This window comes from Vibrio sp. M260112, from assembly GCF_036533775.1.
GTDB lineage: Bacteria > Pseudomonadota > Gammaproteobacteria > Enterobacterales > Vibrionaceae > Vibrio.
The window spans coordinates 105040-118048 of record NZ_JATABH010000007.1 but is presented as its reverse complement, the minus strand read 5'-3'; the positions used below and the strand labels follow the sequence as shown (position 1 = coordinate 118048).

13 protein-coding genes are annotated in these 13009 nt (G+C 44.6%); 11 read left to right on the top strand and 2 right to left on the bottom strand.

Annotation, left to right across the window (positions count from 1 at the left end):
- The first annotated feature begins 3 nt into the window (after positions 1 to 3).
- The gene (gene modB, locus QTN95_RS05435; protein ID WP_331416650.1) at positions 4 to 702 is read left to right on the top strand and encodes a molybdate ABC transporter permease subunit; all 699 of its coding nucleotides are present in this window, start codon (positions 4 to 6) and stop codon (positions 700 to 702) included.
- Complete coding sequence (gene modC, locus QTN95_RS05430) at positions 699 to 1802, top strand: molybdenum ABC transporter ATP-binding protein ModC (protein WP_331416631.1); 1104 nt, start codon at positions 699 to 701, stop codon at positions 1800 to 1802. The genes modB and modC overlap by 4 nt, the downstream gene beginning before the upstream one ends.
- Before the next feature lie 34 nt (positions 1803 to 1836).
- Here the strand turns inward: modC and QTN95_RS05425 are convergent, their stop codons facing one another.
- Positions 1837 to 2274, bottom strand: coding sequence for a DUF3069 domain-containing protein (locus tag QTN95_RS05425; RefSeq protein ID WP_138970615.1), 438 nt, complete (start codon positions 2272 to 2274; stop codon positions 1837 to 1839).
- A gap of 193 nt (positions 2275 to 2467) precedes the next feature.
- Between QTN95_RS05425 and QTN95_RS05420 the strand changes: the two genes are divergently transcribed.
- Positions 2468 to 3421: a GGDEF domain-containing response regulator gene (locus QTN95_RS05420; RefSeq protein WP_331416630.1), complete on the top strand. Its 954-nt coding sequence runs from the start codon at positions 2468 to 2470 to the stop codon at positions 3419 to 3421.
- 77 nt (positions 3422 to 3498) lie between these two features.
- Complete coding sequence (locus QTN95_RS05415) at positions 3499 to 4488, top strand: Solitary outer membrane autotransporter beta-barrel domain (protein WP_331416629.1); 990 nt, start codon at positions 3499 to 3501, stop codon at positions 4486 to 4488.
- A gap of 8 nt (positions 4489 to 4496) precedes the next feature.
- Here QTN95_RS05415 and QTN95_RS05410 read toward each other — a convergent pair whose 3' ends face one another.
- The gene (locus QTN95_RS05410) at positions 4497 to 5732 is read right to left on the bottom strand and encodes a GGDEF domain-containing protein (protein ID WP_331416628.1); all 1236 of its coding nucleotides are present in this window, start codon (positions 5730 to 5732) and stop codon (positions 4497 to 4499) included.
- A gap of 222 nt (positions 5733 to 5954) precedes the next feature.
- Here QTN95_RS05410 and QTN95_RS05405 point away from each other — a divergent pair, with 222 nt between their 5' ends.
- The 7 genes from QTN95_RS05405 to QTN95_RS05375 all read left to right on the top strand — a co-directional run bounded on the left by QTN95_RS05405 (position 5955) and on the right by QTN95_RS05375 (position 12964).
- Positions 5955 to 6320 (top strand): late competence development ComFB family protein, encoded by a 366-nt coding sequence (locus QTN95_RS05405; protein ID WP_331416627.1) that lies wholly within the window; start codon positions 5955 to 5957, stop codon positions 6318 to 6320.
- A gap of 18 nt (positions 6321 to 6338) precedes the next feature.
- On the top strand, positions 6339 to 6617 hold the full coding sequence (locus QTN95_RS05400) for an HlyU family transcriptional regulator (protein ID WP_138970611.1): 279 nt from the start codon (positions 6339 to 6341) through the stop codon (positions 6615 to 6617).
- Between the two features lie 301 nt (positions 6618 to 6918).
- Complete coding sequence (locus QTN95_RS05395; RefSeq protein ID WP_138970610.1) at positions 6919 to 8469, top strand: Re/Si-specific NAD(P)(+) transhydrogenase subunit alpha; 1551 nt, start codon at positions 6919 to 6921, stop codon at positions 8467 to 8469.
- A gap of 13 nt (positions 8470 to 8482) precedes the next feature.
- Positions 8483 to 9859, top strand: a complete 1377-nt coding sequence (pntB, locus tag QTN95_RS05390; protein WP_138970609.1) for a Re/Si-specific NAD(P)(+) transhydrogenase subunit beta — start codon at positions 8483 to 8485, stop codon at positions 9857 to 9859.
- A 126-nt stretch (positions 9860 to 9985) separates the two neighbouring features.
- Positions 9986 to 11449: a sensor histidine kinase VxrA gene (vxrA, locus tag QTN95_RS05385; protein ID WP_443088776.1), complete on the top strand. Its 1464-nt coding sequence runs from the start codon at positions 9986 to 9988 to the stop codon at positions 11447 to 11449.
- Positions 11424 to 12083: a response regulator transcription factor VxrB gene (gene vxrB / locus QTN95_RS05380; RefSeq protein ID WP_138970607.1), complete on the top strand. Its 660-nt coding sequence runs from the start codon at positions 11424 to 11426 to the stop codon at positions 12081 to 12083. Before vxrA ends, vxrB begins: the two co-directional genes overlap by 26 nt.
- Positions 12083 to 12964: a DUF2861 family protein gene (locus QTN95_RS05375; RefSeq protein ID WP_331416625.1), complete on the top strand. Its 882-nt coding sequence runs from the start codon at positions 12083 to 12085 to the stop codon at positions 12962 to 12964. The genes vxrB and QTN95_RS05375 overlap by 1 nt, the downstream gene beginning before the upstream one ends.
- The last annotated feature ends 45 nt before the right edge of the window (positions 12965 to 13009 follow it).

Sequence of the window (13009 nt, the reverse complement as noted above, 5' to 3'; positions counted from 1 at the left end):
GAACTGAATGTGCTAACAGAATACGAATATCAGGCACTTTTGCTCAGCCTCAAGGTGGCATTTTTTGCCATTATCTGGCTCATCCCAATGGGTATTGGTATAGCATGGGGTCTTGCACGTAAACAATTCGTTGGCAAAAGCGTTGTCGATAGCTTGGTGCACCTGCCACTGGTTTTGCCGCCCGTTGTGATCGGTTATCTGTTGCTAATCTCTATGGGCAGACAAGGGTTTGTCGGTCAGTGGCTATATCAACAGTTTGATATTGTCTTTTCATTCAGTTGGAAAGGGGCAGTATTGGCGTGTATCGTTGTTGCTTTGCCATTGATGGTGCGCTCGATTCGTTTGAGTTTGGAGAGCGTCGATGTCAAGTTGGAGCAAGCTGCGGCGACGCTTGGCGCTTCACCAGTGAGGATCTTCTTCACCATCACTCTTCCGTTAACGATTCCTGGGATAATTACAGGGACGATGCTCTCCTTTGCGCGCAGCCTGGGTGAATTTGGCGCTACCATCAGTTTTGTATCGAATATCCCAGGAGAAACGCAAACTATCCCGCTGGCGATGTACAACTTTATCGAGACTCCTGGTTCAGAAACAGAAGCGATGCGTTTATGCATTATCTCAATTGCAATCGCGTTGAGTTCTCTGATTGCCTCCGAGTGGTTAAGCCGAGTCGGTGCTAAGCGCTTAGGGGGCAACTTATGAGCTTGGAAATATGCTACCAGCAGTCACTGGGCGATGCCAATTTTGATATCGATATTCATTTACCAGAGAAAGGTATCATCGCAATATTTGGCCGTTCTGGCGCGGGTAAAACCTCATTAATTAATGTCATTGCTGGGCTAACCACGCCATCACAAGGTCGCATTGTGATAAATGGTGAAACACTGTTTGACTCCTCAAAGCGCTTTAATAAGCCGGTTCACAAACGCAACGTTGGCTATGTATTTCAAGATGCTCGGTTGTTCCCACATTTTAAAGTCAGCCGAAATCTTACCTATGGAGTTAAGTCGGAAGACCCCGTGCATTTTGATGACGTTGTGCAACTCTTAGCGCTCAGAGCCTTGCTTGACCGTTATCCTCATCAGCTTTCAGGGGGCGAGAAGCAGCGCGTTGCCATAGGTCGTGCGTTATTGTCTAAACCGAGCATTCTATTGATGGATGAGCCACTCGCATCCCTTGATTTACCACGCAAACGCGAGGTGTTGCCATATTTGGAACAGTTAGCCCACAGCATTGAGATTCCGATTATCTATGTCTCGCATAGCTTGAACGAGGTTTTGCGTTTAGCGCACCATCTGGTTGTGGTAGAACAGGGGACAATTGCGGTAGCGGGACCGATAGATCAAGTCTGGTCTTCACAGGTAATGAAGCCATGGCAGTCCTTTTCAGAGCAAAGCTCATTGTTCGAGGGTCGCCTTATTGAGCATAATACCCAATACGCATTATCTAAGGTCGAACTTGCTCCAGATATCAATTTGTGGGTGCAAAAGGTTGATGGAACAATTGGGGCGCCTGTTCGCCTACAAGTTAGGGCAAATGACGTGTCATTGATGCTTGAAGAGCCGAAACGAACGTCAATCCGCAACATCTTTTTGGCGACGATAGCCAGTATTGAAACATACTCAAGTGGGCAAGAACGACAGAGTGTATCGATCCAGTTAAAGTTAGCTGAAAACTGTTATTTAGGTGCCACAATCACCGCTTGGGCGAGAGATGAATTAGCCTTGACCGTAGGCATGAGTGTTTATGCGCAAATCAAAGGTGTCAGTGTTACTCAGAGAGACATTGTGCTATCGAACTAAAAAACGCCGCATTTAGCGGCGTTTTTAAACTCTACTATTTCGCGAATACGTCAGTAAAGTCGCGTTTTAGAATAGGGTCACGGCGTGCTTTCTTAATTTGCTTGACCATATCTTTCACACAGTTGTGAAGGACTTGATCAAGCAGTTGAGCACGGTACTCTTCTTTTTGCTCTTCAGTCATCTCTTTCGGTAGGTTTAATGAAGGAAACTCTTCCATTACATTAAGACCAGCAAATGCCTGACTTACTGAAACAAGTGCATGAAACTGTTCAAAGTTATCCAAAACGTTTTGTGCGCTGTTTGGTAGCTCATTCCAAGATTCACGAACGGCTTCTTCAGAAACTTCATGGATTGACGTCACCATGTAGTGCATCGCTTCCGGAACTTGGTCAAACTCAATTACTTGACGAAGTTCTGCTGATACTTCTGCTAAGTCTACTTTTGGTTGTTCTGTTTGATTAACGTCAGACATGTATGATTTCTCTTAAAATGTATTTAGTAACCGCGCTATCGTAAAAAAATGGCGCTAAAAGTCAACCTTCAATGGATGAATAACCCGTGGTAGAGTATGCTTTTATTAAGCGTGTGATTTCTTGATTGTTTTTCCGGCTTAAACGAAGATTTGACGATTTATTAGCGGATACCCGCACTAGGATATTGATAGAGTGGAAATAAACGGTTCTTCAATGAAGATTTTGTTGGTTGATGATGTTCAGATGGAACGTATTCAACTGGCAATTCGTCTCAAGCAACTTGGCCATACGGTCGAGATGGCTGACTCTGGTAGCCGTGCACTTGAGCTCTATCCAGAGTTTGAACCTGAATTGATTCTCTTAGACATCTCTATGCCTGACATGAACGGTTTTCAGGTATCACGCAAAATCCGGGAGCTCTATCCTGACTGGGTTCCCATCATCTTTCTTAGTGGGCATGATGAGCCAAGCATGGTCGCAAATGCCATTGAGGCTGGTGGTGATGACTATCTCGTTAAGCCCGTTGATAAAATTGTCCTAAATTCTAAGCTTGTTGCGATGCAACGCATTGCCTTTATGCGTCGTGAACTGAAACAGAAAACCGCAGCGCTCGCCAAAGCCAACCAAGAACTCGCTCAACTCGTTCAAGAAGATGGTTTGACCAAAGTTAAAAATCGTCGCTGTATCGATTCAGAGCTTCAAGAGATGATCATGTTACATGGACGCCATGAACTGCCATTGAGCTTGATATTACTCGATGTTGATCGCTTTAAGCTTTACAACGATAACTACGGTCACTTGGAAGGGGATCGTTGCTTAGTCACTATTGCTTCGATCCTTAACGGTTTGTTCGAAAGAAGTGGTGAAGTCGTAGGTCGTTATGGTGGTGAGGAATTTGTTGTTATTCTCGGCCATAGCGATGAAAACAAAGCGCACACCGATGCTCAACGAATAAAAGATGCATTGGAGAATGCCCAAATAGCGCATGAATACAGTGATATTGCCAATTACGTGACGGTGTCACAGGGTGTGTTCAGCAAAGTTCCAACCGGTCGTGAAAGTATCGACGAATTTTACGACTCCGTCGACAAGTTACTCTACCAAGCTAAGGTGTCAGGGCGTAATCAATTTAAGTGTTCAAAATAGTCAAATGTTCGTATTGCCTAACCGGAACTTTGACGTTAACTTATTCTTATTATTGATCTAATTGAGTTCGGGTCTCGATGTCTGGTTCACGGCTATCTCGCTATGTATCCCTGCCTTTAGTGCTTGTGTCACCGTTCGCGTGTACGAAGGGAAGCCAAGCGTATCAGGCCTATCTGGAACAAGCTTTTTCAGCGGCTATCGTGCTAACTGATAGTGACGTTTTTACCTTCGGTGTCCACGATTTTGATCCAAACGAGTGGTTCAATCTCGACAACGAAGATATCGGCTCACAGGAGTCGGTTCTTTTGCGTCAGCAAATTGCGGTTTCGGCGCTACCATATACCTTTGATCTTAGCGACGATGAAGCGGTTCATAAACACCAAATCTTTACACGGTTCTCAGTACTGGCTTCGAGACAAGACTACGAAATCCGGGAACAGGATAGAGATGATTATCAGCACGAGTTTGTGTTAGGTGCGTTTACTGCCTACCGATATAAATACCAGCTGACAGACTTTTGGACAGTGACCCCAGGCGTTGGCGTACATCTTCAATATTTTAGAAATAATCACGATTACCGCAGTGATTTCTCGAATAATGTGGTAAAACCCGCATTGGATAATGTCATTTTTAACACTGATGCATGGGCGCTATCGGTTGAGCCACATGTTGAATTTAAGTACAACAAACCCACCACATGGGGAAGTTGGAATTTGTCGTCATCTTTCCACTATTTTTATGGACAAGGTTGGGGAGAGGCTAACTTTGGAGAAGTCGGCAATCCTGAAGGGTGGTATAGCGCGAATGGTATTGCAGCCTATTACAACGTCAGCCGTTTCGGGCGCTCAGTTCAATCTATGTACAGTAGTTTTCGACGAATAGATATTGGTGGCGATACCAGCAAACCACTTGGTACCTCATTCTATTACGAAGGATCTGTCGGTTGGTTAATGACGCCACCGTTTGAATCGGATTGGATTGATAATGTTGGAATCGGCCTGAATATCAATTACGGGAGTAACCTCAAAGGGGGCAGCATTGTACTGTTCTTTAATCAGGCAGATTGACGGCTACGCTAGGCGAGACAGACCTGATTTCGTCCAGACTTTTTGGCCTTGTATAAAGCCTCGTCTGCACTCTTCATAACCGTGTAGACGTCCTTGCCTTCGCTGCTGTCTGCAACACCAATACTGATGGTCACATTAACGCTCTCTTCGTTCTTTTTCGGCCCACGTTTTTTAGAACCTAATTTGTCACTCTTTGGACGAGAATCCTGATTGCGCAGGGTCATTTCGTAAGACTCAATTGAGGCTCTAAGCAGTTCAAGATGATCTTTTGCTTCGTCAGCCAGCTTTCCTTTGAAGAGGACAGTGAACTCTTCACCTCCATAGCGATACACCTTAGCACGTCCACCAACGAGCTGTAAGCGACTCGCAACAAGTTTAAGTACATCATCGCCTGTATCGTGCCCGTAGGTATCATTGAATGACTTAAAATGGTCGATGTCCAGCATGGCAATGGTGTAACGCCTGCCCAGATGGCGTAAATCAGACTCAAGCGCTAGGCGACCAGGAATATCGGTCAATGTATCTTTAAACGCCAATTCGTAACTGGCAGACAACAAGTAAACCAATAGCAAGATGCCAGCGATAGAGAACATGGTGCTCGAGATATGCGGAATATGGAAAAAAACAAATGTGGTCGACGCGAGCAAAGCTGACGAATAGAGCACGACATCGATTATCCGATTTTGACTCAGCACACAGATGGCAAATATCAGCACCATAGCCAGTAGATAGACTACGAGAATAAACGGCAGCTTTGAAACGGTTGGGATCACAAACAAAAAAGTTTCATTAATGTCGTCGAAGCCGCCGTCATAGAAATGCGTCAGAATGAGATAACACCACAGTACAAAAAGGCCAAGCTTAACCAAGTAGATGGCAAAAGAGTGTGAAAACAGATTGCTGTCCTTGTAACTAAACACTAAAACTAATGCGATAGGTAGCAATGCAGCCAGCAGCGAAAGCTCTAAGATTGTGGTGCCAGAAGACAGAGGTGACTGTAAACGGTTTTGGATCAACCAGTAAGCCACTGCAAGGGCGCTCGCTGTCATCGCGATGCGACTTTGTTTAAATGGATTGGCAAGCAAAATAGCCGTTGCGAACAAAACAAAAGGCATTTTGGTGACGAAACCAAGGTTCGCTTGAGTGAGTCTCACTACATTGTCCATACCGAAGGCGATAAACGTCAGCAATAGCAGAGGTAACGCAATTCGGAACCAATTTGTAGTGACGACGGAAAACGACATGAAACCTAGCCTGAATAGAAACAATTGTTGATTAATAACTCGTTAAGAATACTTTTATTTGATGAATTTCCAAGCTTTTTACTAAACTTATCTATGAAAACCTAAGGCGTGTATGAATTGTGTTCAAAAAATGGTGTTTGATTACGCATCACTATGAAAACCACGCGCCGCGATGAAGTAAGCAATGTTAGGATAGGTAACTCTTAAAGGGAGTTGAGTTATATGCAGATTAGTGTTGACGTACATAACTATATGGAAACCTTGGTCGGGCAAGTCTTAGCCCAGCCAGAATATATTGAAAACTTTGATCATGAGCAGTTGGCTGATCTAGCTTGCTTAGCATTGAGTCAATTGAGGCCAGTCTATATTCGCCATGACATCGATTTTTTGTCGGCGTTGGCTGAAGAACGTTTAGTGACGTTAAAGCAATATGCGACGGTGGCGGTTGAAGGCGCCAAGACAATGATTGTTGACGACCGACGTAAAAATAGGAAAGATGAAGTGCCTGTCATATTCAGTAAGCAGGTATTTGATGATGACATTGAACTTGAGTGGTTCGAAAAACCACTTTTGCACAAGGCTAAGTAATTAACCAAGGAGTAGTGTGTGGGACTTTTTTCTCGCTTGTTTGGGGGCCAGAAAGCGCAACCAGAAGTTGCCGTAGAACCTGTTGAATATAAGGGTTATTTGATCTATCAAGAAGCACAGTCAGAGGGTGGTCAATACCGGATAGCAGGGCGAATTACCAAACAGTTTGGTGAAGAGATAAAATCACACCGTTTTATTCGCTCGGACGTTTTGCCAACTGCGAACGATGCCAACGAATTTATGTTGAAGAAAGCACAAATGTTCATTGATCAAATGGGCGACAACATTTTCCAATAAGATCCTATCGCAAATTGATAAGCATCATAAACTTGAGAGTCATTAGTCGTTATGCTGATGGCTCTTTTTAGTATTTAGATGCTAGATAATCGGTTGTTTTAACGGTAATTTTTCCCAACTGGTTAGGCTTTTTCTGACCTGATCTGTGGCATATTACTGAACGATCTAACCAGCTAGTTTATTCATTTCCAACGGTTATATGTAATGATATTTTGTGTTTTTGTTACAAAATGCTTGAAGTATCTAAATTCGTTGGATAAAAACAGAACAATCATTGTTGCTGATAGTCAAGGAATAGCTAATGCAAATTGGTGTGCCAAAAGAAATACTCGCGGGTGAAACGCGAGTGGCTGCCTCGCCGAAATCGGTCGAGCAGTTATTAAAATTAGGCTTCGAAGTTAACGTAGAGGCTGGGGCAGGTGAACTCGCGAGTTTCGATGACGCTTCTTTTGAAGCGGCGGGAGCGAAAATCGTTTCTACCGAGCAGGTTTGGGAGTCGGATTTGATCTTAAAGGTCAATGCGCCTCTTGCAGATGAAAAGAATGATGAAATTGCACTGCTAAAAGATGGTGCAAGCTTAATCAGTTTTATCTGGCCAGCACAGAACCCAGAGTTAATGGAAAAGCTTTCAAGCAAAAACATTAACGTAATGGCGATGGACGCTGTGCCGCGTATCTCAAGAGCACAAGCCCTTGATGCGCTGTCTTCCATGGCGAACATTGCTGGTTATCGCGCGGTCGTTGAAGCTGCGCATGAGTTTGGTCGATTCTTTACCGGTCAGATTACTGCCGCAGGTAAGGTTCCACCAGCGAAAGTACTCGTTGCGGGGGCGGGTGTTGCCGGTCTTGCGGCTATCGGTGCGGCTGGCAGTCTCGGTGCGATTGTACGCGCTTTTGATGTTCGTCCTGAAGTTAAAGAGCAAGTCCAATCAATGGGTGCTGAGTTCCTAGAAGTCGACTTTAAAGAGGACTCGGGATCTGGCGATGGTTACGCCAAAGAAATGTCGGATGAGTTCAACAAGAAAGCGGCTGAACTTTACGCTGAACAGGCGAAAGATGTTGATATCATCATTACTACAGCGTTAATTCCTGGTCGTCCTGCACCTAAGCTAATTACCAAAGAGATGGTAGATAGCATGAAAGCAGGTAGCGTGATCGTGGACTTAGCAGCAGCTAACGGTGGTAACTGTGAATACACAGTTGCAGACAAAGTCATCACAACAGCAAATGGCGTTAAGGTCGTAGGCTACACCGATATGGTCGGTCGTCTTCCTACCCAGTCTTCGCAACTTTACGCTACGAACATCGTAAACCTGCTTAAACTGCTGGCTAAAGAAAAAGATGGCAACATTAACATCGATTTTGAAGATGTTGTACTTCGTGGTGTCACCGTTATTAAGGAAGGTGAAGTTACTTGGCCTGCACCACCCATTCAAGTTTCAGCGCAACCTGAGCAAAAAGCAGCGCAACCGAAAGCGAAACCACAACCTAAAGTCGAAGAGCCAGTTTCACCAGTTAAGAAAATGGCAGGCTTGGTTGCTGCGGTAGGTGCATTTGCTTGGATCGCGTCTGTCGCTCCAGCGGCGTTTCTATCTCACTTTACCGTGTTCGTGCTTGCGTGCGTAGTAGGTTACTACGTGGTATGGAATGTTACCCATGCACTCCACACTCCGCTTATGTCAGTAACGAATGCGATTTCCGGTATTATCGTTGTTGGCGCATTACTGCAAATCGGTCAGGGCAATGGTGTCGTATCATTCCTGTCGTTTATCGCAGTACTGATAGCGAGTATCAACATCTTCGGTGGATTCACCGTTACCAAGCGCATGCTTGAAATGTTCCGTAAAGATTAAGGAGTAACAGGGAATGTCTGCAGGATTAGTACAAGCAGCTTATATTGTTGCTGCATTATTCTTTATTTTGAGCTTAGCCGGATTGTCTAAGCAGGAGTCTGCGAGATCAGGGAACTACTATGGTATCGCAGGTATGACGATCGCGTTGATCGCGACGATCTTTGGTCCAGACTCTCAAGGTCTAGTTTGGATCATCATCGCTATGGTAATTGGTGGTGGCATTGGTATCCATTTCGCGAAGAAAGTAGAAATGACCGAGATGCCAGAATTGGTTGCGATTCTACATAGCTTTGTCGGTATGGCGGCGGTTCTTGTTGGTTTTAACAGCTATCTTGATGCACCGGAGTCAGCAACTCACGCAGAGCATGTCATTCACCTTGTGGAAGTTTTCCTAGGTGTGTTCATTGGTGCGGTTACCTTTACAGGTTCGGTGGTTGCGTTTGGTAAGCTACGTGGCATTATCTCATCTTCGCCACTAAATCTACCGCATAAACACAAAATGAATCTTGCAGCGATTGTTGTTTCAACGTTGCTTTTGGTTCATTTCGTTAATGCTGATGGCAGTATGTTTGCGCTTATCGTGATGACTCTAATTGCGTTTGCATTTGGTTATCACTTGGTCGCTTCAATCGGTGGTGCCGATATGCCAGTTGTTGTTTCAATGCTGAACTCTTACTCAGGTTGGGCAGCAGCGGCAGCGGGCTTTATGTTAGCGAACGACCTTTTGATCGTAACAGGTGCGCTTGTCGGCTCTTCGGGTGCCATTCTGTCTTACATCATGTGTAAAGCAATGAACCGTTCATTTATCAGCGTTATTGCTGGTGGCTTCGGTCAAGAAGTGGTTATCTCTTCCGATGAAGAGCAGGGCGAACACCGTGAAACGTCGGCTGAAGAAGTGGCGGATATGCTGAAGAACTCGAAGTCAGTTATTATCACTCCAGGGTATGGTATGGCGGTAGCACAAGCGCAGTACCCAGTGCATGAAATCACTGAGAAGCTACGTGCGCAAGGCGTTGAAGTTCGCTTTGGTATCCACCCAGTTGCAGGTCGTCTGCCTGGTCATATGAACGTGTTACTTGCCGAAGCTAAAGTACCTTACGACATCGTGTTAGAGATGGACGAAATCAATGACGACTTCCCTCAAACCGATACAGTATTGGTGATTGGTGCAAACGATACGGTTAACCCTGCTGCGCTTGAAGATCCAAACAGCCCGATTGCAGGCATGCCTGTACTGGAAGTGTGGAATGCGCAAAATGTTATCGTATTCAAACGCTCTATGAACACAGGTTATGCAGGCGTTCAAAACCCACTGTTCTTCAAAGAAAATACCCAGATGTTGTTTGGTGATGCGAAAGAGAGCGTAGACGCAATCTCTAAAGCACTATAAGCTAAACACTTCAATATAAAAGCCAGCAATATGCTGGCTTTTGTTATTTATGACATGGATATCACATTTCGATTTTGTATTTTTGTCATAATGTTTTACTCTAAATCTAACCTACTGATTTATTAAATTTTTGCATTGATAAAGACGATACTAAAAGCAGCGATAATTGGCCTGTTATTACAGTCGGGTGGTGTATACGCTGAGTCGCTGCCAGAGCGCATTGACAGATTTGTGGATCTATTTGATGAGTCGCAGGCGACGGTGTCTTACGATATTCGTAGTTTGCAGTCTGACTATCCCACACGTTTGCTCACGCCTGAATCTATGCTGCCTCAGACCGCCACGTATCCACTGCGAGATGTTCAACGTCTCTATAACCTTGCACAAAACTGTACAGGTAAACTTCCACTTAGCCCTTTAATCACCGAACCACTGGTGTTTACGAGAGCGATGTGTAAGGGAACTCAGTTGAGCGAAAAATGGTTTGCTCGCAGTGCGTTGATTCATCCGGGCGGCGGCACATATGCTAGTCGTTATGTGTTGGGGCATCCTGACCAGTTGGAGAATTTGCAACAGTACATGCATATTCAGGAGCGCGAACTCGCTCCGGATACGACCTTACTGGGGCGTTTACAGCGAATGAACGAAGATGCCGTCCTTGCTTTGATTTCTGGTTCGAGCATGTTCGTTGAGCGTAATGAGCTATGGTTACGCCAAAATGATAATTATCTCGTGTTTCCGGAGAGCGTATGGCGAAAGAACATCGAAACGGCAGGGGTTACATTTAATTTAAGAGACTCGAGCGCAAGTTGTTTTGTTCAACGCGGTAATTTGTGTTGGGAAGTTGAAGATCACTCTGATGTTTTACGCATTAGTATGGTGGTTTTAGTCATTGCCAACATTTTGTTGGTGATGGGCTGGTCTGTTTATCGCTGGAATACAAAACGACAAGAGATGAAGAGCAGAATGCTCATTTTGCAAATTCTGACTCATGAGCTGCGTACACCGATCGCCAGTTTGTCGTTAACGGTCGAAGGCTTTCGCCGTGAATTTGAAAAGCTACCCGAAACTGTCTACGACGAGTTTCGCCGTTTATGTGAAGATTCACGACGTTTACGTCAGCTTGCTGAAGCGAGTAAAGATTACTTGCAATCTGATAACAAACCTCTTGCAACAGACTGGGTACCATCGGTTGGAGAGTGGTTAGAATTTAAAGTTGAAGAAGAGTTTAATAGCAACGTCAAATTTGTCATAAACCAAGACGTGGCGGCCAAACTCAATGTATATTGGTTAGGAACCTGTATAGACAATTTAATACGCAATGCGGTTAAGTATGGTGTTGCACCCGTTGTTGTCGATGTGACAACAGCGAAACAAAAAATTACGGTTAAAGTGATGGATCAGGGCGAGTTGTCTGCTAAAGATTGGCGTCAACTTCGAAAGCCGTTTGTAAGTAAAAGTGGCCTAGGATTAGGCTTAACCATTGTAGAATCTATGGTTGGAAGGATGGGCGGAAAAATGTCGCTAGTTGGTCCACCAACAACGTTTATTTTGGAGATACCTTGTGAAACAGACACTGCTTCTCGTTGAAGATGACAAAAACTTAGCTGATGGCCTGCTAGTCAGCCTTGAACAAGCGGGATACGAATGTTTCCACTCAGAAACAATTGCTGACGTCACTCAGTACTGGGAAAAAGCGGATCTTGTCATCCTTGATCGTCAGTTACCTGATGGTGACTCAGTTGACCACCTTGTAGAATGGAAAAAGCTGAAAGATGTACCCGTTATCCTACTGACTGCACTAGTGACGGTTAAAGACAAAGTGATGGGTTTAGACGCAGGTGCGAACGATTATTTGACCAAACCTTTTGCCGAAGCGGAATTATTTGCCCGTATTCGAGCGCAACTGCGTGCACCTGAAGGGGATTCTTTCGACGACACTAAAGTGGTTACAGAGCATCTGATCATCGATAAGGCAACTCGTGAAGTTTTCTACCGAGACGAATCGATTACGTTAACGCGTACTGAGTTCGATTTGCTGCTCTTTTTGGCAAGCAATCTAGGCCGAGTGTTTACCCGTGACGAACTACTAGACCATGTTTGGGGATACAATCATTTCCCAACAACTCGTACTGTAGACACACACGTGTTGCAGCTGCGCCAAAAGTTACCAGGTTTAGAGATTGAAACGCTTCGTGGCGTTGGATACAAAATGAAAGCCTAATGGTTAAACCAAGCCTATTACTCGGTGCACTATTGGTCAGTGCACCGCTTTCAGCCCTACAAGTACCTTGGTTCGAAAGCAATTCACCATTAACGCAGGCGCATAAGCATCTGCTTAATGACGATCTTCCGTCTATGTTTTCGTCTCTAGTAGAAGTTTGGCAACTGGAACAGAATCGCTCTATCACACCTCATCTAAATGACCTTTTACTTCAGTCACTAGAAATAGATTGTGGTAAAACACTCGACAATAAATCGTTACCTCAATGGGTCAATAATGTCATCGTACGTCGGACAGATATTCAAAGTCCTGGCCGTGATGCATACCGTGCTATCGTAGAGGTCGAAGCCAGCAAAGAGATCAAAGACATTTCTTTAACGCGTTGGGTGTCTAAGCCAATTTCGACAGACAATACTTTTACGGAAGCAACCCCAAAAGACAACGAAGTCGGAACTAAGGTTTACACCAAACGATACAATCTAAATAGTCGCGTCACCATGGGATTATATCGAATTGATGTCACAGCCGCAGATCAGACATCTTGGAGTTCGTGGCTAATTCTTGGGGAACCGAAAGCGTCAGTCTCAGTGCGCTGGAATGCCAAAGCCCAATGGAAAGTAGAGCGTAACGCTTTACTCAATCCACATTGCCCACTGCCTAAGCTGGATACATCGGTCTATGACTATGTCGATGGCAATTATGTTCGTGTTTGGGGACAAACCGTTGATGCAGATTATCCAACTTCACTCGGCAACATTGGAATCGAACCAGGACGCTATGTTTTAGCGGTCGCAATTAGCCATCAACGTTGGCAAGGGCCGATAATTGTTGAACAATCACAAATAATTAGCAAAACGTATGATGTTTCAGTAGAGGAATAATTAAAGTTGATAGACAATAGGTCGCTATAAACACATGGAATAAAA

What these genes read in the sequence shown, in the direction of transcription:
- modC (WP_331416631.1), top strand. Translation starts at nt 699, where the DNA reads ATGAGCTTGGAAATATGCTACCAGCAGTCACTGGGCGATGCCAATTTT.
- QTN95_RS05425 (WP_138970615.1), bottom strand. Translation starts at nt 2,274, where the DNA reads ATGTCTGACGTTAATCAAACAGAACAACCAAAAGTAGACTTAGCAGAA.
- QTN95_RS05415 (WP_331416629.1), top strand. Translation starts at nt 3,499, where the DNA reads ATGTCTGGTTCACGGCTATCTCGCTATGTATCCCTGCCTTTAGTGCTT.
- QTN95_RS05410 (WP_331416628.1), bottom strand. Translation starts at nt 5,732, where the DNA reads ATGTCGTTTTCCGTCGTCACTACAAATTGGTTCCGAATTGCGTTACCT.
- QTN95_RS05405 (WP_331416627.1), top strand. Translation starts at nt 5,955, where the DNA reads ATGCAGATTAGTGTTGACGTACATAACTATATGGAAACCTTGGTCGGG.
- QTN95_RS05395 (WP_138970610.1), top strand. Translation starts at nt 6,919, where the DNA reads ATGCAAATTGGTGTGCCAAAAGAAATACTCGCGGGTGAAACGCGAGTG.
- pntB (WP_138970609.1), top strand. Translation starts at nt 8,483, where the DNA reads ATGTCTGCAGGATTAGTACAAGCAGCTTATATTGTTGCTGCATTATTC.
- QTN95_RS05375 (WP_331416625.1), top strand. Translation starts at nt 12,083, where the DNA reads ATGGTTAAACCAAGCCTATTACTCGGTGCACTATTGGTCAGTGCACCG.